Origin of the sequence: Thalassobius vesicularis (assembly GCF_004799325.1) — a bacterium.
Lineage (GTDB): Bacteria > Pseudomonadota > Alphaproteobacteria > Rhodobacterales > Rhodobacteraceae > Thalassobius > Thalassobius vesicularis.
On the sequence record NZ_SSMD01000004.1, the window covers coordinates 390,585 to 412,041 of the forward strand.

General features: G+C 61.4%; 22 protein-coding genes. 12 read left to right on the top strand and 10 right to left on the bottom strand.

From position 1 onward, the window contains the following. Positions 1-21: 21 nt before the first annotated feature. Together E7681_RS10830 and E7681_RS10835 are read left to right on the top strand one after the other, a co-directional pair. Positions 22-1,347 carry an ammonium transporter gene (locus E7681_RS10830; RefSeq protein ID WP_136339300.1) on the top strand — a complete coding sequence of 442 codons (1,326 nt, stop codon included), beginning with the start codon at positions 22-24 and terminating at the stop codon, positions 1,345-1,347. A gap of 130 nt (positions 1,348-1,477) precedes the next feature. Continuing rightward, complete coding sequence (locus E7681_RS10835) at positions 1,478-1,900, top strand: PACE efflux transporter (RefSeq protein ID WP_136339301.1); 423 nt, start codon at positions 1,478-1,480, stop codon at positions 1,898-1,900. A gap of 48 nt (positions 1,901-1,948) precedes the next feature. Here E7681_RS10835 and E7681_RS19285 read toward each other — a convergent pair whose 3' ends face one another. From E7681_RS19285 to E7681_RS10850, 3 genes are all read right to left on the bottom strand, one after another. Continuing rightward, entirely contained in the window at positions 1,949-2,854 is a 906-nt protein-coding gene (locus E7681_RS19285) for a collagen-like triple helix repeat-containing protein (protein WP_211089789.1), read from the bottom strand. A gap of 187 nt (positions 2,855-3,041) precedes the next feature. After that, positions 3,042-3,419, bottom strand: coding sequence for a rhodanese-like domain-containing protein (locus E7681_RS10845; protein WP_136339302.1), 378 nt, complete (start codon positions 3,417-3,419; stop codon positions 3,042-3,044). A 27-nt stretch (positions 3,420-3,446) separates the two neighbouring features. Continuing rightward, positions 3,447-4,382, bottom strand: coding sequence for a LysR family transcriptional regulator (locus E7681_RS10850; RefSeq protein WP_136339303.1), 936 nt, complete (start codon positions 4,380-4,382; stop codon positions 3,447-3,449). A 95-nt stretch (positions 4,383-4,477) separates the two neighbouring features. On the opposite strand from E7681_RS10850, the gene E7681_RS10855 reads away from it, so the two are divergent. The 5 genes from E7681_RS10855 (at position 4,478) to E7681_RS10875 (ending at position 9,878) form a co-directional block, all read left to right on the top strand. Then, positions 4,478-5,698, top strand: coding sequence for a urate hydroxylase PuuD (locus tag E7681_RS10855; protein ID WP_136339304.1), 1,221 nt, complete (start codon positions 4,478-4,480; stop codon positions 5,696-5,698). Positions 5,699-5,828: 130 nt separating this feature from the next. Continuing rightward, complete coding sequence (gene mutL, locus E7681_RS10860) at positions 5,829-7,679, top strand: DNA mismatch repair endonuclease MutL (protein WP_136339305.1); 1,851 nt, start codon at positions 5,829-5,831, stop codon at positions 7,677-7,679. Beyond that, a complete protein-coding gene (locus tag E7681_RS10865; protein ID WP_136339306.1) occupies positions 7,676-8,851 on the top strand; it encodes a DNA recombination protein RmuC in 1,176 nt (391 codons plus the stop codon). Before mutL ends, E7681_RS10865 begins: the two co-directional genes overlap by 4 nt. A gap of 86 nt (positions 8,852-8,937) precedes the next feature. Continuing rightward, a complete protein-coding gene (locus E7681_RS10870) occupies positions 8,938-9,264 on the top strand; it encodes a DUF3775 domain-containing protein (protein ID WP_136339307.1) in 327 nt (108 codons plus the stop codon). 308 nt (positions 9,265-9,572) lie between these two features. After that, a complete protein-coding gene (locus tag E7681_RS10875; RefSeq protein WP_136339308.1) occupies positions 9,573-9,878 on the top strand; it encodes a hypothetical protein in 306 nt (101 codons plus the stop codon). Between the two features lie 51 nt (positions 9,879-9,929). Here the strand turns inward: E7681_RS10875 and E7681_RS10880 are convergent, their stop codons facing one another. The 7 genes from E7681_RS10880 to E7681_RS10910 all read right to left on the bottom strand — a co-directional run bounded on the left by E7681_RS10880 (position 9,930) and on the right by E7681_RS10910 (position 16,048). Further along, on the bottom strand, positions 9,930-11,069 hold the full coding sequence (locus E7681_RS10880) for a saccharopine dehydrogenase family protein (RefSeq protein WP_136339309.1): 1,140 nt from the start codon (positions 11,067-11,069) through the stop codon (positions 9,930-9,932). 14 nt (positions 11,070-11,083) lie between these two features. Beyond that, the gene (locus E7681_RS10885) at positions 11,084-11,332 is read right to left on the bottom strand and encodes a SemiSWEET family sugar transporter (protein ID WP_136339310.1); all 249 of its coding nucleotides are present in this window, start codon (positions 11,330-11,332) and stop codon (positions 11,084-11,086) included. 3 nt (positions 11,333-11,335) lie between these two features. Continuing rightward, on the bottom strand, positions 11,336-12,388 hold the full coding sequence (locus tag E7681_RS10890) for a saccharopine dehydrogenase (RefSeq protein WP_136339311.1): 1,053 nt from the start codon (positions 12,386-12,388) through the stop codon (positions 11,336-11,338). A gap of 25 nt (positions 12,389-12,413) precedes the next feature. Continuing rightward, positions 12,414-13,073 carry a histidine phosphatase family protein gene (locus tag E7681_RS10895; protein WP_136339312.1) on the bottom strand — a complete coding sequence of 220 codons (660 nt, stop codon included), beginning with the start codon at positions 13,071-13,073 and terminating at the stop codon, positions 12,414-12,416. A gap of 68 nt (positions 13,074-13,141) precedes the next feature. After that, positions 13,142-13,375 carry a WGR domain-containing protein gene (locus tag E7681_RS10900; RefSeq protein ID WP_136339313.1) on the bottom strand — a complete coding sequence of 78 codons (234 nt, stop codon included), beginning with the start codon at positions 13,373-13,375 and terminating at the stop codon, positions 13,142-13,144. 58 nt (positions 13,376-13,433) lie between these two features. Then, entirely contained in the window at positions 13,434-14,138 is a 705-nt protein-coding gene (locus E7681_RS10905; protein WP_136339314.1) for a response regulator transcription factor, read from the bottom strand. Then, positions 14,135-16,048, bottom strand: a complete 1,914-nt coding sequence (locus tag E7681_RS10910; RefSeq protein ID WP_136339315.1) for a hybrid sensor histidine kinase/response regulator — start codon at positions 16,046-16,048, stop codon at positions 14,135-14,137. The genes E7681_RS10905 and E7681_RS10910 overlap by 4 nt, the downstream gene beginning before the upstream one ends. A 284-nt stretch (positions 16,049-16,332) precedes the next feature. On the opposite strand from E7681_RS10910, the gene E7681_RS10915 reads away from it, so the two are divergent. From E7681_RS10915 to E7681_RS10935, 5 genes are read left to right on the top strand one after another with little or no spacing between them, the layout of a single operon-like run. After that, positions 16,333-18,276, top strand: a complete 1,944-nt coding sequence (locus E7681_RS10915) for an AMP-binding protein (protein WP_136339362.1) — start codon at positions 16,333-16,335, stop codon at positions 18,274-18,276. Beyond that, positions 18,273-19,094 (top strand): ABC transporter ATP-binding protein, encoded by an 822-nt coding sequence (locus E7681_RS10920; RefSeq protein ID WP_136339316.1) that lies wholly within the window; start codon positions 18,273-18,275, stop codon positions 19,092-19,094. Before E7681_RS10915 ends, E7681_RS10920 begins: the two co-directional genes overlap by 4 nt. A gap of 41 nt (positions 19,095-19,135) precedes the next feature. Next, positions 19,136-20,122, top strand: a complete 987-nt coding sequence (locus E7681_RS10925; RefSeq protein WP_136339317.1) for a branched-chain amino acid ABC transporter permease — start codon at positions 19,136-19,138, stop codon at positions 20,120-20,122. Between the two features lie 2 nt (positions 20,123-20,124). Next, positions 20,125-20,352 carry a hypothetical protein gene (locus E7681_RS10930; protein WP_136339318.1) on the top strand — a complete coding sequence of 76 codons (228 nt, stop codon included), beginning with the start codon at positions 20,125-20,127 and terminating at the stop codon, positions 20,350-20,352. A gap of 6 nt (positions 20,353-20,358) precedes the next feature. Further along, positions 20,359-21,435, top strand: a complete 1,077-nt coding sequence (locus tag E7681_RS10935; RefSeq protein WP_136339319.1) for a branched-chain amino acid ABC transporter permease — start codon at positions 20,359-20,361, stop codon at positions 21,433-21,435. Positions 21,436-21,457: the final 22 nt, after the last annotated feature.

Below are 21,457 nucleotides of genomic sequence, written 5' to 3' on the forward strand. Positions count from 1 at the left end.
GGGGAAATTTAGGAAATGCAAATGAATACTTTCTCGAAACTGGCCGTGGCCGCCGCGTTGATCGCGATGCCCAGCCTGGGTCTGGCCCAAGAGGCCGATGTGACCCCGCCGAACGCAGAGATCGGCTATATTCTCAACACCTTCATGTTCCTGGTGTGCGGCTTCCTGGTGATGTGGATGGGCGCGGGCTTCTCGATGCTCGAAGCAGGCCTGGTCCGCTCCAAGAACGTGGCGATGCAGTCGCTGAAAAACGTCGCGCTGTTCGCGATTGCGGGCCTGATGTACTACCTGGTTGGCTACAACCTGATGTATCCGGGTGATGCCTGGACCGTGACCAACATCCTGGGCGCCTTCGGCACCGCAGCGATGGAGCCGGTCGGTCTGGCCGACACCGAAACCGATCTGACCTATGCGTCGGTTGGCTCGGACTTCTTCTTCCAGCTGATGTTCTGCGCCACCACGGCCTCGATCGTGTCGGGCACTCTGGCCGAGCGTATCAAGCTGTGGCCCTTCCTGATCTTCACCGTGATCCTGACCGGTTTCATCTACCCGATCCAGGCATCGTGGAAATGGGGCGGTGGCTTCCTGGACGCAGATTTCGGCTTCCTGGACTTCGCAGGCTCGACCGTTGTGCACTCGGTTGGTGGCTGGGCGGCTCTGGCTGGCGCGCTGATCCTGGGTCCGCGTATCGGCAAGTACAAAGATGGCCGTACCGTTCCGATGCCCGGTTCGAACCTGACGCTGGCAACCCTGGGTACGTTCATCCTGTGGCTGGGTTGGTTCGGCTTCAACGGCGGCTCGCAGCTGTACATGGACACCGCTGCCAACGTTGCTGACATCAGCCGTATCTTCGCAAACACCAACACTGCAGCCGCAGGCGGCGCAATCGCAGCCCTGATCATGACCCAGCTGCTGTACAAGAAGCCCGACCTGACCATGGTTCTGAACGGCGCTCTGGCTGGCCTGGTCTCGATCACCGCAGAACCGCTGACCCCGTCGTTGGGCGCAGCAACCCTGATCGGTGCCGTGGGCGGTGTGCTGGTTGTCTTCGTGGTCCCGCTGCTGGACAAGCTGAAGATCGACGACGTCGTCGGCGCAATCCCGGTCCACCTGGTTTGCGGTATCTGGGGCACCATCGCAGTTGTCCTGACCAACTCGGACGCAACCCTGTACGGTCAGCTGGCTTCGATCGTGATCGTCGGTATCTTCACCTTCGTGGTGTCGGCGGTGATCTGGTTCATCCTGAAAGTGACCATCGGCATCCGCGTCCCCGCCGAGGACGAGATCAACGGTCTCGACATGGCAGAGCTGGGCATGGAGGCCTACCCGGAGTTCTCCAAAGGCTGATATACCTTCCTGATCAGCTTTTACTCCCTGACCCGGGCGCGCGTCGCCCGGGTTTTTTCTTTGGCGGGACGCCTTGCGCCTGCGCGTGGTGCGGCTAGTCTCGCGGCCAGATCAACCATCCGGTGCCCGCATGAGAACCCGCCTGGACCGCCTTCGCCACGCGGTCGCCTTCGAACTGATTGCCCTTGCGATCCTTGCGCCTCTGGGCGGATCGGTCTTCGGCGTGTCGATGGGGCATTTCGGGGTCGTCGCGGCCGTCAGCTCGGCCATCGCGATGGCCGGCAACTACGTCTACAATCTGGGCTTTGACCACGTGCTGCTGCGGCTGGGGATGTCCCTGCGCAAGACCGTGCCGATCCGCATCCTCCACGCCATCGGGTTCGAGGCGATGCTGCTGATCGTCCTCGTGCCCTTCATCGCATGGTATCTGGGCGTCGGGCTGGCCGAGGCGCTGACGATGGATGTGTCGCTGTCGCTGTTCTACCTGGTCTACGCCTTCGTCTTCAACTGGGGCTACGACCTGGTGTTTCCGTTTCAGAATGGTCCGGCATAAAAAAATCCGCACCTAAGGCGCGGACTTTTTGTGCGATTACTTAGATTGTCATGACGCAAAGGCTACGTTGCTCCATTCAGCCTTGGTTCTGCAATTGTCTCCACTGCAAAACTTGACGTGTGCCAAGCCTGAGCCGCTGATGGAACCCTTTGAGACAAAGTTCATCGTGACACGGACGGGAATATCTTTGATGAATGTGTGTCTAACGGCATTGTCGCTAACGCCCAAAATAGTTACGCGATCACCCTCCAACCATTTTGAATTTTCCAATGCGACATAAGAGTTGTAAGCTTTGGGCATCCAATCGCCCAATTCTTCTCTTGATGACGTCATCTGAAACTCACAAGACACCGAAGACCCGCCATTGTTGCATTTCACCAATTCGATCTTCATATCCCCGACCTGTCGCGCCGGAAAATCGCTCGTGAACACCAGCCCCGCCCGAACCGCCGGATCGGATGCCGGTAGCGCTGTAGCTCCTCCTGTTCCTGCCGCCCCGGCTGGCCCTTGAGGTCCGGCTGGCCCCGCTTCGCCCTTCGGCCCTTGCGGACCCTGCGGCCCGTCTGGGCCGCGCAGCACCTCTGAATAACGGTTCGCCAGCACCGAGGCGACCTGTTCAGCCGACGGCCCCGCGCCGCCGGATGTCTTCAGCTCGGCGACACGCGCCAGTTCAGCCTCTAGCTGGGAAATCTTGCTTCGCAGCAACTCGACATCGCCAACCGTCGTCTGACTAGCAACCCGCGAAGTCAGCGCGTCCAATTTTGTGGTTGCTGATGATTGTCCTGTTTCGACGTATTTCAAACGGGTCTCGTTCTCACGAATACGCTCTGCGTAATCGGCGACAGACAACTCATTAGTCTGTCGCAGTGATGTTCCTGACATCACGAGGCTTACAACCGCAATGCCAAGTGTCCCAAGATCCTTAATTATCGGGATGTGTTCTTTAAAGCTCACTTGCTACCCTCCCCCTGAATGAAATTTTCAGTTGAATATTAGATAAATTTAAGGGGGGTACAACAATCCTGGGTGGCTGAATCAGATAAATTTGGGCGCAGCGTTGACTGTTTTCTTAGACCTTCAGAGCATTGCCCAAAATAATAAAGGCCGCACTCGCAGGCGCGGCCTTATTCTAGCTGGTGAGTTACGCCTCGACGCGCTGAGGGGCGCCGGTGGCCATGTTGGTGCCGATATAGGGCTTTTGCGCCTCTTTCCACGCGCCCATGCCGCCGGCCATGTGGGCGATGTTGGTGATCCCGCCCTCGATCGCCGCCCGCGCCACGCGCTCGGACCGCATGCCGGAACCGCAATGGAACACGATCCGTTTGTCGCTTTGCCCCGGCAGCTTGGCCGCCTTGAAAAACGCCATCGGCATCAGCAGCGCGCCGTCGATATGTTCGAACATGTATTCCTGCGGGGTGCGCACGTCGATCAGCACGATCTGATCGGCGTCGAACGCGGCCTGCACCTCGTCCACGGTCCATGTTTCCAGCGTCGCGCTGCCAACGGTTTCGGTTTTCATATCGGGGTCTCCTGTTTGGGTCTGGCGTCACTCGGGACGCAAGTCATGACCGGAATGTAAGGAGGCCAGCGCCTCCTTGCAGTGGGTCGTGATGAAATCGGCAAAAAGCCGCACTTTCGGGTCACGAAATTTGCGGCTGGGGGCCAGCGATGCCAATTGCGTAGGCAAAGGCGGCGTCGCCACCGCCACCGGCACCAGTGCGCCCGAGCGCAAATGCTCGGCCACTTCGAACACCGGCTTCAGCACGATCCCCGCCCCGGCCAGCGCCCATCCGGTCAGCACGTCGCCATCATCGGATTCAAACGGGCCGCGGATTTCGAACTTGCGGGGGCCGCGTTGGGTTTGCAGGGTCCACTGGAATTCCTTCGCGCCGGGGAATCGCAGGTTCAGGCAGTCGTGGCCTTCGTCGACCAGCGCCTGTCCGTCCTCGGGCATGCCGCGTCGGGCGATATAGTCGGGGGCGGCGCACAGGATGCGCGGGCAATCCGCGATCACCCGGATTTTCAGGTCGCTATCGCCCAGCGGCCCCAGATGAAACGCCAGGTCCAGCCCTTCGCCGGTCACGTCAATCACCCGGTCCGACAGGCGCAGGCGGATGTCGATTTCCGGGTACTGCGCCTTGAACGCGGGCACGGCGGGCGCGATGAACCGCCGCCCCACCCCCAGCGGGGCCGAGACGAACAGCGTCCCGCGCGGCGACTGGCTAGCCTCCATCACCGCCGCCTCGGCGCTGTCGATCGCCTCAAGGATGCGGTTGGCGCCGTCATAGAACAGCTCTCCGTGCTCCGTCGCACTCAGCGCCCGCGTGGTCCGGTTGAACAGCCGCACGCCCAGATGTTTCTCCAACTCCGCGATCCGTGCCGACGCCACGGCAGGCGAGCACCGCTGATCCCGTGCCGCCGCGCTCATGCTGCCCAATTCGTAGACGCGCACGAACATGCGGATATTGTTCACATAGGACATTTTCAGCGATCTCTTGAAACTGTTGCTGCGATTGTGAGGATTAACAAACAAGTGCCCGCCGCGATAGCCTGCACAAAACGAACAGGAGAGGCCAAATGCTGGACTGGATCGCCATCACCGAATGGCTGGAATTTGCCGTGCGCTGGCTGCACGTCGTCACCGCGATCGCCTGGATCGGCTCGTCCTTCTACTTCATCGCGCTGGATCTGGGCCTGCACCGCGACCGCAACCTAGCATCGGGCGCGGACGGAGAGGAATGGCAGGTCCACGGCGGCGGCTTCTACCACATCCAGAAATACCTGGTCGCCCCCGCCAACATGCCCGACGGCCTCGTGTGGTTTAAGTGGGAGAGCTACTCCACCTGGCTGACCGGCTTCGCCCTGCTGGCCGTGGTCTACTACTGGGGGGCCGAGTTCTACTTGGTCGACCCCGCCGTGCTGGAACTTACCACCTGGCAGGCCATCGGCATCTCCGTCGCCTCGCTGGCCTTTGGCTGGATCGTCTACAACACCCTGTGCAAGCTCTTCGTGAACGCCAACCAGACCGTGCTGATGCTCGCCCTTTTCGTGGTGCTGGTCGGCATGAGCTACTTCTACACTTCCGTCTTCGCGGGCCGCGCCGCGCTGCTGCACCTTGGGGCCTTCACCGCCACCATCATGTCCGCCAACGTGTTCTTCATCATCATCCCGAACCAGAAGATCGTCGTCGCCGACCTGATCGCTGGCCGCAAACCCGACCCCAAGTTCGGCAAGATCGCCAAGCAGCGCAGCACCCACAACAACTACCTGACGCTGCCGGTCATCTTCATGATGCTGTCGAACCACTACCCGCTGGCCTTCGCCACTGAATACAACTGGCTGATCGCCGCGCTGGTCTTTCTGATGGGCGTCACCATCCGGCATTTCTTCAACTCGATGCACGCCCGCAAAGGCACGCCCTACTGGACCTGGGCCTTGACCGCCGCGCTGTTCATCGCCGTCATGGCCCTGTCGCTGGCCCCCATGTGGAAAGACGCCCCCGAGGAACTGACCGCCGCCGAGGCCCGCTTTGTCGAGGCGGACGGTTTCGCCGACACCTATGACATCGTGATGGGCCGCTGCTCCATGTGCCACGCCGCCGAACCCTCCTGGGACGGCCTCCGCCACGCGCCCAAGGGCGTCGTGCTGGAAACCGAGGCCCAGATCGCCCGCCACGCCCGCGACATCTACCTTCAGGCCGGGATCACCCACGCCATGCCCCCCGCCAACCTGTCCTGGATGGAGCCCGAGGAGCGCGCCAAACTCGCCGCCTGGTACCGCGCCGCATTGGCCGGTTAACAGCGTACAAAAATCGACAAGAATCATACAATTTCGCGCCTTAACGGATCGTAAAGCCGCGTTTGGCGCGTTTACGACTGGCCGAAATCCCGTTGGCAGAATCGGGCGGGGCCATGCTACAGATTGGGGTATGTCGCAGGCGAACCCCAAAATATCCACAGATCAGCCCGTAATCCGGCAGCTGGACGAGGCCGCAATCAACCGAATCGCGGCGGGCGAGGTGGTCGAACGCCCCGCCTCTGCCGTCAAAGAACTGGTTGAGAATGCGCTCGATGCCGGCGCGCGCCGAATCGACATCGCCATCGCCGATGGCGGCAAGACGCTGATCCGTGTGGCCGACGATGGATGCGGCATCACGCCGGATCAGTTGCCGCTGGCCCTGTCGCGTCATGCGACCTCGAAAATCGACGGCTCTGACCTGCTGGACATCCACAGTTTTGGCTTTCGCGGCGAGGCGTTACCCTCTTTGGGCGCCGTTGGCCGCCTGTCGATCACCAGCCGCGCCGGGGGCCATGACGCCGCGCAGATCACCGTCTCGGGCGGGCAGATCGGGCCGGTCAAACCCGCCGCGCTGACCCGTGGCACCGTGGTCGAGCTGCGAGACCTGTTCTACGCCACCCCCGCACGTCTTAAATTTCTGCGAACCGACCGCGCCGAGATGCAGGCCATCACCGACACGGTCAAACGTCTGGCGATGGCCGAACCCTTCGTCGGATTTATTTTGCGTGACGTGACGGAAAAGGGAGGGGAGGGCCGCGTGACCTTTCGCGCCGACCCCGAAACCGGCGACCTGTTCGACGCGCTGCATGGCCGTCTGGCCACCGTCCTGGGGGCTGAATTTGCGGAAAACTCTTTGAAAATCAACGCGGAACGCGAAGGCTTCATGCTGACCGGCTACGCCGCCCTGCCGACCTATTCGCGCGGTTCGGCGGTGGCGCAGTTCCTGTTCGTCAACGGCCGCCCGGTGCGGGACAAGCTGCTGATCGGGGCCCTGAAGGGGGCATATTTCGACTTTCTCAGCCGCGATCGCCACCCCGCGGCGGCCTTGTTCATAGAATGCGACCCCCATCTGGTCGACGTGAACGTCCACCCCGCCAAATCCGAAGTCCGCTTCCGCGACCCCGGCATCGTCCGCGGTTTGATCGTCTCGGCGCTGCGTCATGCACTGGCCGAATCGGGGCATCGGGCGTCCTCGACGGTGGCTTCTGCGACGCTTGGCGCCTTCCGTCCGGAAACGACACCCCGCGTTTACCAAATGGATCGGCCCAACCCTGCAACCGTGCGCAGCGTTTACCAGGCGCAAATGCCCACGCCGGGCTTTGCCGAACTCAGCCAAAGCTACAGCGCGCGGGTCGAAGTGATCGAGGCGCGCCCGGAAGGCAGCGACGAGAGGCTCGAAACCCTTCCGCTTGGTGCTGCGCGGGCGCAACTTCACGAAAATTATATCATCGCCCAGACGGATACTGGGATGGTGATCGTGGACCAACACGCCGCCCACGAACGGCTGGTCTATGAAAAACTGAAAAAGCAGATGGCCGAAAACGGCGTCCCGTCGCAGGCGCTGCTGATCCCCGAAGTGGTCGAACTCTCGCCCGCGGACTGCGCGCGGATCATGGATATTTCCGATGATTTACAACGTGTTGGCCTATTTCTGGAGCCGTTTGGCGGCGGCGCCATCGCCGTGCGCGAAACCCCTGCCATTCTGGGCGAAGTGAACGCCCGCGCCTTGGTTCTGGACGTGCTGGACGAGCTGTCGGACATGGGCGACTCGCAATTGGTTAACGCACGTATCGAGGCGATCCTGTCGCGCGTCGCCTGCCACGGCTCCATCCGCTCCGGCCGCCGCATGCGCGCAGAAGAGATGAACGCTCTGTTAAGAGAGATGGAATCGACCCCGCATTCGGGCCAGTGCAACCACGGCCGTCCCACCTATGTGGAACTGAAACTCTCTGATATTGAACGACTTTTTGGGCGCACATGATTACCATCGGTGGACAGAGCTATGCGTTAAACGATCCTTTGGTTTTGGCCGTTTTGGCCGGTGCCGGGGTGGTCCTTTTGGTGCTGATCCTGCTGATCATGGCGGTGCGCGCAGCCGGTCAATCCGCCCGCTTGGCCGCCCCGATTTCGCAGCAGATGCAGGTGCTGGGCCAGCGGGTGCAGTCGCTTTCGGACGGGCAGCAGCAACTGGCCGGTGGGCTGCACCACGTGTCCGAAGCGCAGGCGGCCAGCCAGGCTAACATGCTGCAATTGATGGAAAAACGTCTGGCGCAGGTCAGCTTGCAGATGAACGAGAACCTGCAAGGCTCGGCCCGTCGGACGGCGCATTCGCTAGGTGAATTGCAGCAGCGTCTGCAGGCCATCGACAAGGCGCAAGAGAATATCACCAAGCTGTCTGGCGACGTTCTCAGCCTGCAGGACATCTTGTCGAACAAGCAAACCCGCGGCGCATTCGGAGAAATCCAATTGCGCGACATCGTGGGAAAGGCTTTGCCGTCAGACAGTTACACCTGGCAGGCAACGCTTTCGAACGGGCGGCGGGCTGACTGCCTGATCCATCTGCCCAACCCGCCGGGGCCGATCGTGATCGACTCGAAATTCCCGCTGGAGGCCTACGAGGCCCTGCGCCGCGCTGAAACTCAGGATCAACTCAACCGCGCTGCACAACTTTTGCGGCAAACCGTACGCACCCACATCCGCGCGATTTCCGAACGCTACCTGATCGAGGGTGAAACAGCCGACGGCGCGCTGATGTTCCTGCCGTCCGAGGCGGTCTATGCCGAGCTGCACGCCAATTTCCCCGAACTGGTGCGCGAAGGCTTTGCCGCGCGGGTCTGGATCGTGTCTCCGACCACCTGCATGGCCACGCTGAACACGATGCGCGCGATCCTCAAGGACGCAAGGATGCGCGAACAGGCGGGCGCGATCCGGCGCGAGTTGGGGCTGCTGTTTGCCGATGTCGAACGCCTGGGCACGCGTGTTGAAAACCTGGACCGTCATTTCGGCCAGGCCGCCAAGGACATCGCCGAGATCAAGATCAGCGCCGACAAGGCCGGTCGCCGTGCGCGCCGTCTGGACAATTTCGACTTTGAGGAACTGGCGCCCGAGCCTGAAACGCCGGTCCTGCGTCTGGAACATCCGCAAGATAACTGACCCGGCGATTTGCCCCAGATCAAGGACTTATCCCTTGTCGCAGAGGAACCTGTCATGCAAGCATGCGCAGACAGGAGGGCCCCCCGATGCTTGAGATCTCGCTGAACAAAGTCGCCAATGTCATCTTGATGGCACGAGAGCTGGATCGTGCCGAGGGAGAGTTGCGCGCCTTTCTGGAGCGGCTGACCGAAGAAGAGCAGACAGACCTTGTCGCCCTGATGTGGGTCGGCCGTGGCAGTTTCGATGCCGACGAGTTTCAAGAGGCCCGCGAAACGGCGATGGCCGAAGCGACCGTGCCAACGCCCGATTATCTGATGGGAACACCGCATCTGTCGGACCATCTTGAGGCCGGGTTAGAGGAATTGGGGCTGTCAGCCTACGACGAAGAAGACGATTTGATCCGCGGGGGCTGACCTGTCGCCCTGACCGGAGTTCCAAAACGGGCCAATCGGCCCGTTTTTTCGTTTCAAGGGGCGGCGATGGGTTCGCACGCTCCGTGATTTTTCGTGATCGAACGTGTGGGAAAACGGGCGGCAAATGCGCGATTTGCCAGTGCAGCAAGGCCGGGTTCAATCACGCCGATGTGTCGTGCAAGAATGCAGGCTGATCCTCAATTTTCGCACGTTTCTCAACGGGTTGCGTTCCTTGAAGTCCCCCGAAATCCCTCCCATTTCCCAGCCAGGACGAATGATCGCCCCTAGAAAAACGGAAAGGAAATACAATGAAATACGCACTGATCGCCTCCATCGCAGCCCTTGGTTTCGCCTCTGCCGCAGTGGCCGAGGATGGTTATGCCAAAGGCACCCTGATGACCCGCAACGTGCCCGCCGAAAGCATCCTGGCACCGCGTGATGCCGCGATTGCCCTGTTTGGCGCACTGAGCGTCACCGTTGGTGACCAACTGTCGCTGGAAGCCGCGGACCTGCTGAACCCGAGCGAAGCCGCCATCGCCGAAAACGGCGCTGTCGTGGCGTACAACTTCGGTGGCTCGGATGTGGCTGTCGAAACCGGCTTCGGCGCACGCTAAGCGCCGGACTTGACGAAAGCGCCCGCCTTTTCAGGCGGGCGCTTTTGCGTTTCAGGCGCGGGTCACGATTTGCAAGTGCTGCGCCAGTTTGTCGATTTCCCCCATCCACTCGCTGACCAGTTTCGGGTCAGACGGGGCGGCCGTGACACCGGCCGGCACCGTGCGGTTCAGAACCGCCTCGACGGCCAGGGACACGGGAACCGAAACCAGGCGCGCCATCGCCGTGCCACGGGCGTCGCCCCAGGCATCCATGACATAGGTCTTGTGCCAGACATCCTGCCCGTCCTTCTGGGCGATCAGGTCGACGAACAGGACCACGCGGTCGGGCTCATCCTCGTCATACGCATTCTCGGCCCAGAACTGATCGGACATCTGCTTCAGGCGCGCATCGCCCTCGGGGCCGGTCAGGGTTTCGATCTCGCGGAAGACGCTTGCCCAGGCATCGGCCCAGCCGTTCAGTCGGATCGTGCCACGTACGAATTCCTTCACGGGCCAATTCGGATCGAACTTGTAATCCTCGATGAACGGCAGCGAGTCGCGGTTCGGGTAAACCTCGAAGGTTTCGGGTTGGGGCAGGGGGGCGTCGTAGCTGGTGATCGCGTCCCACGGGCGGTTCACGCGCAGTTCGGAGAAGTCGCGGATTGAGCGTGAAGGCGAGCGCAGCGCCTTCAGCACGCCAAGTGGCGACCAGCTGAATTTATACCGGAACGCGTTCGGGATCTTCGGAACGCCGCCGCAATAGGAGGTGAAAGAGATCGTGTTGGAGGCGTCATAGGCATCCGACGCACGATAATCCGCGACCAGCGCATGAGCCATCAGGTGGTCGATGCCCGGGTCCAGACCGACCTCGTTCACAAAGCGCAGGCCCTTTTCACGGGCGGCATCATCCAGCGCGCGCATTTCCGGCGAGATGTAGGAGGACGAGACGAAATGCGCGTCCTTCTCAAGGCACAGCTGCGCCAGCGGGACGTGCATGTCCGCCGGCAGCATCGAGACCACCACGTCGCCCTTGGCCAGAACGGCGGTCAGCGCCTCAAGGCTGAAGGCGTGGATGTTCTGGGTCAGGTCGCCGACGGCCTCTTGGGCTTTGGCGGTGGTTCGGTTCCAGACCGTGACAGGCTGCCCCGCCTGCAACAGCCGACGCAGGCCGGGGATGGCCGAAAGGCCGGTGCCGCACCAGTGGATGGTCATGGGGTGTCCTCCGTCTATTTGAACTTTAGTTTGGCCGCGACGATGGCGATCATCGCGATCACGGCCACGATATTGGCCAGAATGATCGGCCAGTCGGTAATCATCAAGCCATAGACCAGCCACAGGCTGACCGTGGCCAGAAACAGCAGGTTGGCCGTCAGTGACAGCGATTTGGTGTCCTTGGTCACCCAGACCTGCCGCGCCTGCGGAATCCAGCAGACCATACCCAGAAACGCTGCGAGATACCCAACATAGAGCGCCATGGCCTACACCTTTGCGACGTGCTGCAGGTAGGTTTCTCGGGCCCGGTTCCAGACGCCCTTTTCCAGCTCGGTCAGGGTCAGCAGCGACGGCAGCAATTGCGCCGCATAATCCTCAGAGCTTTCAACCGGCAGCATCGAGGGCAAGTTGTCGATCGCCATGACATCCATCACCGGATCTTCGGCGACGCGCAGGGCCGGGGCCTGCCAGCTGGTGGCGCGGTCATAGACCGGCACGGGGTTGTAATCGCTGTCCGGGTCGCAGGCGATGTCGCCAATGGCCGTCAGTTTGCGGGCCCACAACAGGGATTCCCGAGGCACAAACACCGGGGTGCCGGGGCGTGCGAAGATGCAGTTCAGGAACAGGTCGTGGTCCAGAATTTCAGGGAAGGGGCCACCGCTTGCGGTTTCCGCCATGTCCCATTTGGTGACGGTGATGCCCATCGCCTCGCACAGGTCCGACGCGCCGGTGCCGACGCGACCCAGCGCGCCGATGACGATGGCGCTTGGCCGGGTGCCGATCTGCTCCAACTCGGCCAGAAGTTCAGCGTTTAGGGCGTCTTTGCCCGGATAGGCCCCGACCGGACCGCAGAGTTCGCCGCGTTGCTGTGCCGCCCACGCCTTCAGCGTGACCGCAGCGCCCGCATAGCCGGCCCAATAGCCAAAGGCCGCGACACGGCGGCCGGTTTCGTCGACCAGATATTCCAGATCATAGAGCGTGCCACCGCCGACCTTGAACCGCTCCAACAGCCGTTTGCCGGAATACTGGCCCTTGAAGGCGTGGCCGAACATGATGTGACGATGCGGCAGGGGCGTGCCATCGTCGGGCAGCTCTTTCAGGCCAAAGATGATCGCGTCCAGCGGAGCATCGGGCCAGCTGTTTTCCGGTGCGATTTCGACGCCTGCCTCGACATAGCCTTTCATTGGGATCGCGCGGGTCGCGCTTTCCTCGACCGTGACGCGGATGCCGGCGGCGATCAGCGCGGCGGCCCCTTCGGGGGTCAATCCGACGCGGTCTTCGTTCGGGCGTTGTTCGGCGCGTACCCACAGATGTGTCATCGGTTCGTCCTTTGCTGGCGTCGGGTTACAGATGGGTCTGGGCAAACTGGCGGTCCGGGCGATCCAGATGCGGCACAGCGTTGAACTGCGTCATCGAGAGGCGCTCTCCGATCGGATGCAGTCGATGAACTGAGGTATTCATGATCGCAATGCAAGTCCGTGAAAATGCGGTGATGTCCAACCCCATGGCCTGACGAAACGCCATCCCGATCAGCCCGCCCGACGTCACCACCAGCGCCGGTCCGCGTCCTGCGGCGATTTCGGCCAGAATCTCGGCCACGCGGGATTCGAATTGCTGGAACGTCTCGGGGGGCGAGGCGATCTCGCCCGCCTGCCATTTTGCCAGCAGCATCGGCATGTAGGTCACGAAGGCCTCGCGAGAGCTTGGCATGGGAACGCCCTGCTGGTCGCGCAGCAGGTTCGCCAGGGTAAAGAACTCCATCTCGTTCAGGCGTTTGTCGACGACAAGGGTGGAACGGTTCTGAGCGCGCATCCCCTCGGCGGTCTGGCGGTGGCGCAGCAGGGTGCCGCAGTAGACACGCTCGAAATGCTCGCCCGTGGCGTCCAGGTGGTCGCCCAGCCATTGTGCCTGACGGTGCCCCAGATCGCTGAGCCGGTCGTAGTTGTGTTCGTCCTGGGCCGAGGTGTTGGCCTGACCGTGGCGTACTAGGGTAATCGTGGACATTGGGGCCTCGTTCCTGTTCGCCACAGGGGTAGGGCGTTCCGAGGCCGGGCGCAACCCGCTGTGCAAGGTCACGCGGCGCGGGAATACCCGCGTTTCAGGGTGTTGTTGCGAATGCGGTCCGCCGCTTCCGAGGCGTTGCGCAGGCTGTGGTAGATGTCGATCCGCGACACCCCGCGCCCGCCGCTCAGGCCCCATTCGCGCAGCACCGAAACCTCTTGGAACAGGTTATAGGTCAGCTCGACGCGGTAGAAGCGTCGGCGACCGGATTTCTGGCAGGTTCGATACATGAGGCAGCTGAGCATACCCGAATCGTATCCGCGCCTGCGGACGGGGGCAAGAGCCTGACTCTGCTCGGAAAACTCAGCTCCAGCTGACGTCGCCCAGAAAGATGTAGCCTGCACCGTAGATCGTTTTGATCAGGCGGGGGTTCTTGGGATCTTCGCGCAGTTTGGTGCGCAGGCGGGAAATCCGTACATCCATCGCCCGGTCGAAACTTTCGCCTGCCGCACCGCCCAGGGTTTCTTGCATGATCGCGCGCGAGATCAAACGCTTTGGCCGTTCCAGGAATAGGCGCAGGACCTCGCCCTCGGCATGTGAAAACGGGGTTTCTGCGCCGGTCTCATCCGTCAGGATGTAGCTGTCGAAATGTGCGGTCCAGCCGTTGAAACGGGCGGTGTTTCCGGTTTGGGTGGCGGGCTTTTCGCGGCGCAGCCGGGCGCGGATGCGGGCCACCACTTCGGACGGATCGAACGGCTTGATGATGTAGTCGTCGGCGCCCAGTTCCAGCCCGGTTACCCGGTCCTGTACCTGCGCGCGCCCCGAGATGATGATGACCGTCGCGCCTTGCTCCAGCGCCAGGCGGTGCACCAGGCTCAGCCCGTCGCGGTCGGGCAGCGACAGATCGACCAGGCACACATCCGGGGCGGCGGTTTTCAGGGCCGCTTCGAACTCGGTCGCGCGGGCGAATCCCATGGTGCGGAACCCGGCTTCCTCCAGCGCGTCGGCCAGCATGGTGCGGATGGCCGGTTCGTCGTCCAGGATCGTGACAAGGGGCGCTTGGGTCATTGGGTCGTCTTCGTCGTTGCGAATAGTGTCGAAAGTTGTTTTCCCGAGAAGGGTTTACGCAGAACCGGGGCCAAATCTTCGGCCTCTCGGAACAGGGCATCCTCGGGGTTGAGCGATGTCATGAGGTAACAGGGTGGGTGCCCCTTTGGAAGGGCCTGCACAAAATCTACGCCAGTCATGTCCCCGGCCAGCGTGATATCCGACAGAATGCGCGAGATTTCGGGAAGCTCGGAATTGAGCAGCAACGCCTCTTCGGCGCTGGCGGCTTCGATCACGGTGTGGCCCATATCCGTCAGCATTTCGCGGATGCCCGTGCGCAGATCGGGGCTGTCCTCGACCAGCAGGACAAGGCCGGGTGCCACCGCGGGCGCGGCCAGCCGCAGGGGCAGGCGCAGCACGACAAGGCCGCCGCCGTCCTCGGTATTGCCCAAGCGAACGCGCCCACCGGCCAGTTTCGTCATGTCATAGACCATAGCCAGCCCCAGGCCCGACCCTTCGCCGCCCTTGGTGGTAAAGAACGGCTCCAACGCGTGGGCCATTGCGGCCTCAGAGAAACCGGGGCCGGTGTCCATGACCGCGAATTCCACCCAAAGCCCCTGAACCGGGGTCACGGTCAGCGTGATTTTCCCGTTGCCGCCGCAGGCATCCCGCGCGTTCAGGATCAGGTTCAACAGCGAGTCCTGCAACATGCCGGTGTCCAGCATTAGCATGTCGTCGCGCATCAGGTTGTTCAGGTGAAACCGGATCGTTTCCGGCAAAGCGGGCAGGGCCAGAGTCCGCAAATCGGCCAGCACAGCGGACAGGCTGGCGGGCTGCGGGTTCCAGTCGCGCGCGCCCGTGATGTCGGCCAGCCGGTTGAGCAAACTGCCCCCCCGATGCGCCGCCGACAGCGTGGCGTTGACCAACTCGCGGGCGGCATCCGGTAGCTCCATCCGTTGCAGGCGGGATTGGCTGCCAAGGATGATAGTCAGCAGGTTCGAGAAATCATGCGCCATCCCACTGGTCAGCTGCGCGGCCATTTCCCGGCGGCGGGTCTGTTGCAAGGCCGAGCGCGCCTGCGTTTCCTGCGTGATATCCACCGACATGATGTAGACGCCAGCGATCTTGCCGTCCTTCGTCATGTCCGGCGTGAACGAGGTGCGAATGCGGCGCGAGCTGATCTCGTCATTGAACTCGAACGCAGAAGCCTTGCCAGCAAAGGCTTCGTCCAGATGCGGGCGGATCGCGGCATAGGCCGATTCACCCAAGGCGTCGCCGATGTTGAGCCCGATGATGTCCACCGGACGCCCAGGCATGACCGAGGATAAGCGACGGTTCGAGAAGGTATAGCACCGGTCCCGCCCCACATGCGCGATATGGGCGGGCATCATTTCCGTCGTCAGACGGGTGCGGGCCTCGGCCTCGACGACAAAACGCTTGGTTTCTTCCAGCGCGGCGATGGTCGATTGCAGCTTGCGGTTCGCGGTGGCCAGCTCCTCGGCATAGGCCAGCACCTTGTCTGTCATTTCCTCGGATCGGGTGCGCAGCAATTCCTCTTGCTGCTTCATCCGGGTGATGTCGGTGTAGACCGCAACCCAGCCGCCCTGCGGCAGCGGGTTCCCCTCGACCGAGATGCGCTGCCCGTTGGGGCGGACCCGTTCGATATAGTGCGGCGCAAAGGCCAGCGCCTGTTCCACGCGGTAGGCGACCACCTCGTCATGGTCGGCAAGGGGGCCGTATTCGCCGCGTTCAGACAGGAACCGGATGGTGTCCGCGAAACTGGCCCCGGGGGTCACAAGTGCCTCGGGAAGCTCGAACATTTCCTGAAAACGACGGTTACAAATCACCAGATTCAGCTTGCTGTCGTAGATCGACAGGGCCTGCTGGATCAAATTCAGTCCTGCCATGGTCAGGGCTTCGGTGTCGCGCATCTTGGGCGGCCTTCCCTTTGTGAGCCAAGGATTTCAAACGATTAGCATCATTGTGCCAAGCGGGGAAAGCCCCCCATTGTTATGCTGCGCTGCGGAAAAAGTGAATAAATTCATCCTGTTACAATTCGTAAGATTTGCGAAATGTTCAGGAAAAAGTTGACGGCGCAATATGGATGCGCACCCTAGCAAGCGGGAGAATCGCCGTTTGCAGGCGGTCGCAGGCCAGGCAGAACGGCCATTTGGGAGGAATAGAATTGGCACAGTCGTCACAGGCGGCCGGTGGACTGCAGTCCATTCCGGCGCTTTTGCACCGTAACGCCACCGAGTTCGGGAACAGACCCGCATATCGGGAAAAAGAGTTTGGCATCTGGCAGAGCTGGACGTGGAATGAAACCAAGCGCGAGATCAACAATCTTGCGCGTGGTTTGATCAATCTGGGCGTCAACGAGGGCGACTTCATCGCCATCATTGGCCGCAACCGTCCGCACTTCTACTGGTCGATGGTCGCCGCGCAGTCGGTGGGTGCCATCCCGGTGCCGATCTATCAGGACAGCGCCGCCGAAGAGATGGCCTATGTTCTGGATCACTGCGGTGCGCGTTTCGTCATCGCCGAAGATCAGGAACAGGTCGACAAGGTCATCGAGGTGCAGGACCGCCTGCATCAGTTCGAGCACATGATCTATGTCGATCCGCGCGGCATGCGCAAATACGACCACACGCGCCTGCATGAATTCAGCCACGTTCAGGAACAGGGCTTTGCCGCCCGTGACGAACTGACCCCCGAGCTGAATAACCGCAAGGCCAAGCTGGATTACTCCAGCACCTGCGTTATGCTGTACACCTCGGGTACGACCGGCAAGCCGAAGGGCGTGGTTCTGTCGAACCGCAACGTGATCGAGAGCGCCAAGAACTCGGCCGAGTTCGACCATCTGAAGATCGACGAAGAAATCCTGGCTTACCTGCCGATGGCATGGGTCGGTGACTTCATCTTTTCGCTGGGTCAAGCCTATTGGTGCGGGTTCTGCGTGAACTGCCCCGAAAGCCCCGAGACCATGGCAGCAGACCTGCGCGAAATCGGGCCGACCTACTATTTCGCCCCGCCGCGCGTGTTCGAAACCCAGCTGACCAACGTCATGATCCGCATGGAAGACGCCAGCAAGTTCAAGAAGCGCCTGTTCGACAAGTACATGGCCGTGGCCAAGCGCGTCGGCCCCAAGATCCTGGACGGCAAGCCGGTCGGCTTTATCGACCGTCTGCAATATGCGCTGGGTGACCTGTTCATTTACGGTCCGCTGAAGAACACCCTGGGCCTGAGCCGCGTTCGCGTCGGCTACACTGCGGGTGAGGCGATCGGTCCGGAAATCTTTGAATTCTACCGCTCGCTGGGTATCAACCTGAAGCAGCTGTACGGCCAGACCGAAGCCACCGTGTTCATCACCGTTCAGCCCGATGGCGAAGTGCGCAACGATACCGTTGGCGTACCGGCCCCCGGCGTGGAACTGCGGATCGACGACAGCGGCGAGGTGTTCTATCGCAGCCCCGGCGTGTTCGAAGAATACTACAAGAACCCGGAAAGCACCGCCTCGACCAAGGATGCCGAGGGTTGGGTTGCCACCGGCGACGCTGGCTTCATCGAGCCCGACACCGGCCACCTGCGCATCATCGACCGTGCCAAGGACGTTGGCAAAATGGCCGATGGCAGCATGTTCGCGCCCAAGTATGTCGAGAACAAGCTGAAGTTCTTCCCGAACATTCTGGAAGCCGTGCTGTTCGGCAATGGCCGTGATCGCTGCATGGCGTTCATCAACATCGACATGGGTGCCGTCGGCAACTGGGCCGAACGGAACAACATCGCCTATTCCTCGTATCAGGAACTGGCCGGTCACCCGAAGGTTCTGGACGCCATCAAAGCGCACGTCGAAGAGGTGAACCGCTCGGTCGCCCAGGACGAGATGCTGTCGGGCTGCCAGATCCACCGCTTCCTGGTTCTGCACAAGGAACTGGATGCGGATGACGGCGAAATGACCCGGACCCGTAAGGTGCGCCGCCGGATCGTGGAAGAGAAATTCCAGGATCTGATCGACGCGCTGTACGACGGTAAGGACCAGATCTTTACCACCACCGAAGTGACCTACGAAGACGGTCGCAAAGGTTCGATCAGCGCAACGCTGAAACTGATCGATGCGGCGATTGCGCCGGTGACTACTCAGAAGGTGGCTGCGGAATGAGCGAGAACAAGAACGAAGGATACGTCACCGCAGACGGCCGCAAAATCGGCGGCACTCTGATGGAGATGAAGAACATCACGCTGCGCTTTGGCGGTGTGAAGGCGATCACGGACATCAGCTTTGACATCAAGGAAGGCGAAATTCGCGCCATCATCGGCCCGAACGGTGCTGGTAAGTCCTCGATGCTGAACGTGATTTCGGGTTTCTACGTCCCGCAAGAGGGCGAAGTCTGGTACAAGGGCGCGCGTCGTCCTTCGATGAAGCCCTACGAGGTCGCCCGTCAGGGCATCGCCCGTACTTTCCAGAACATCGCGCTGTTCGAAGGCATGACCGTGCTGGACAACGTCATGACCGGCCGCCTGAACCACATGAAGGCCAACATGGCCCAGCAGGCGATCTGGAAAGGTGCTGCCGAGAAGGAAGAAGTGGCCAACCGCGAAGTCGTGGAAAAGGTCATCGACTTCCTGGAAATCCAGTCGATCCGCAAGACCCCGGTGGCCCGTCTGCCCTATGGTCTGAAAAAGCGTGTCGAACTGGCGCGCGCACTGGCGGCTGAACCCAGCCTGCTGCTGCTGGACGAACCGATGGCCGGCATGAACGTCGAGGAAAAAGAGGACATGTCCCGCTTTATCCTGGACGTGAACGACGAATTCGGCACGACCATCGCCCTGATCGAACACGACATGGGCGTCGTGATGGACCTTAGCGACCGCGTGGTCGTGATGGACTACGGCAAGAAGATCGGTGACGGCACTCCCGACGAAGTGCGAAACAACCAGGACGTGATCGACGCCTATCTGGGGGTTTCTCATGACTGATTTCGCACTTTTCCCGACCACTCTGACCGGAGGCACGAGCCATGCCTGATCAACTTCTCTTCGGCACCGAGGTCTTCCTGAACGGCCTGATGGCGGGCGTGCTTTATGCACTCGTCGCACTGGGCTTCGTTCTGATCTACAAGGCGTCGGGCATCTTCAACTACGCCCAGGGCGTGATGGCGCTGTTCGCAGCACTGACGCTGGTGGGTATCATGGACGGCCAGGTGCCGTTCGCGCACCTGATCAACGCTGTATTCGGCACCGAGGTGCACCACTTCGGCTGGAACATCCCATCCTTCCTGGCGATCATCCTGACAATGGGTGTGATGGTGGCGCTTGCTTGGATCGTGCAGCAGCTGATCTTCCGTCACCTGGTCAACCAGGAACCGATCATCCTGTTCATGGCGACCATCGGTCTTGCCTACTTCATGGAAGGCTTCGGCGACATCATGTGGGGCTCGGACATCAAGAAACTGGATGTCGGTATTCCCCAGGGCATGAACGCCCTGATCGACGAAGTGACCTACGGCGCGTTCGGCTACGGCTTCTTCATCGACAACCTGGACATCGTTGCGGCTGTCATCGCGACCATCCTAGTGATCCTGCTGGTTCTGTTCAGCCAGTACACCAAGCAAGGCCGCGCCATGCGCGCCGTGGCGGACGATCACCAGGCCGCTCTGTCGGTCGGCATCTCGCTGAACTTCATCTGGGTCATGGTTTGGTCGGTTGCGGGCTTCGTCGCGCTGGTTGCCGGTATCATGTGGGGTGCCAAGTCGGGCGTGCAGTTCTCGCTGTCGCTGATCGCACTGAAGGCCCTGCCGGTTCTGATGCTGGGTGGCTTCACCTCGATCCCCGGCGCCATCGTTGGCGGCCTGATCATCGGTGTGGGCGAGAAGATGTTCGAATTCCTGATCGGCCCGATGGTCGGCGGCGCGACCGAGAACTGGTTCGCCTACGTGCTGGCGCTGCTGTTCCTGGTGTTCCGTCCGCAGGGCCTGTTCGGCGAAAAGATCATCGAGAGGGTCTGAGCATGAACAAGCTGATTGCCATCATCAACGTGATCTCCTGGTCGGGGTTCTGGGCCTTTGGCTACATCGCCCTGACCGCCAGCGACATGACGCAATCGCAGATCATCACGGCGACTGCGCTGGCCGGACTGGGCTTTCTGACGGGCGTTCTCGCCTATCTGAAACTCTCGCGCGGCCACAAGATCAACAATTCGGCGATGGGGTTCACCCACGCACAAGAGCAGGGGTAAGGAAACATGTTCTATCGTGAAGCGGGCGATTTCAAAACGTCCTACACCGATGACAACCAGACCTTTCCGATCAAGTTCGATCGGTACCGGTACTACTTTGTCCTGTTCGTCGCCTTCTGCGTGATCCCGTTCATCGTGAACGACTACTGGGCCAACGCCGTTCTGCTGCCGTTCCTGATCTACTCGATCGCGGCGATCGGTCTGAACATCCTGGTGGGCTATTGCGGCCAGGTTTCGCTGGGCACCGGGGGTTTCATGGCTGTGGGCGCCTATGCCGTCTACAAGTTGATGACCGCCTTCCCCGAAGTGAACGTGTTCTTCCACGTCCTGCTGGCCGGTGGCATCACCGCCATCGTCGGTGTGCTGTTCGGCCTGCCGTCGCTGCGGATCAAGGGCTTCTATCTGGCCGTGGCAACGCTGGCGGCGCAGTTCTTCCTGGTCTGGCTGTTCAACAAGGTGCCGTGGTTCTACAACTACTCGGCCTCGGGTCAGATCAGCTCGCCCGAGCGGACGGTGTTCGGCTATGCCGTGACCGGCCCCCATGCCTCGGCCTGGACGACCTACCTGTTCTGCCTGGTGTTCGTGACCATCTGCGCCATCATCGCCCGTAACCTGACCCGTGGTTCGGTCGGTCGTAAGTGGATGGCGATCCGTGACATGGACATCGCGGCCGAGATCATCGGCGTGGATCCCCTGCGTTCGAAGCTCAGCGCCTTCGCTGTCAGCTCGTTCTTCATCGGGGTGTCCGGGGCGCTGTTCTTCTCGGTCTACCTGGGCGCTGTCGAAGTTGGGGAGGCTTTCGGCATCAACAAATCGTTCCTGGTGCTGTTCATGATCATCATCGGCGGTCTGGGGTCGATCTTTGGCTCTTTCGCCGGGGCGGCGTTCCTGGTGCTGTTGCCGGTGCTGCTGAAGAACGTGCTGGTGTCCGGTCTGGGCTGGCCCACCGATCTGGCTGCGCATCTGGAATTCATGATTGTGGGCGGTCTGATCATCACGTTCCTGATCGCCGAACCACATGGGCTGGCGCAACTGTGGCGCGTCGCCAAGGAAAAACTACGGCTTTGGCCCTTCCCGCACTAAGGCGGGGCCAGCCAAACACCGG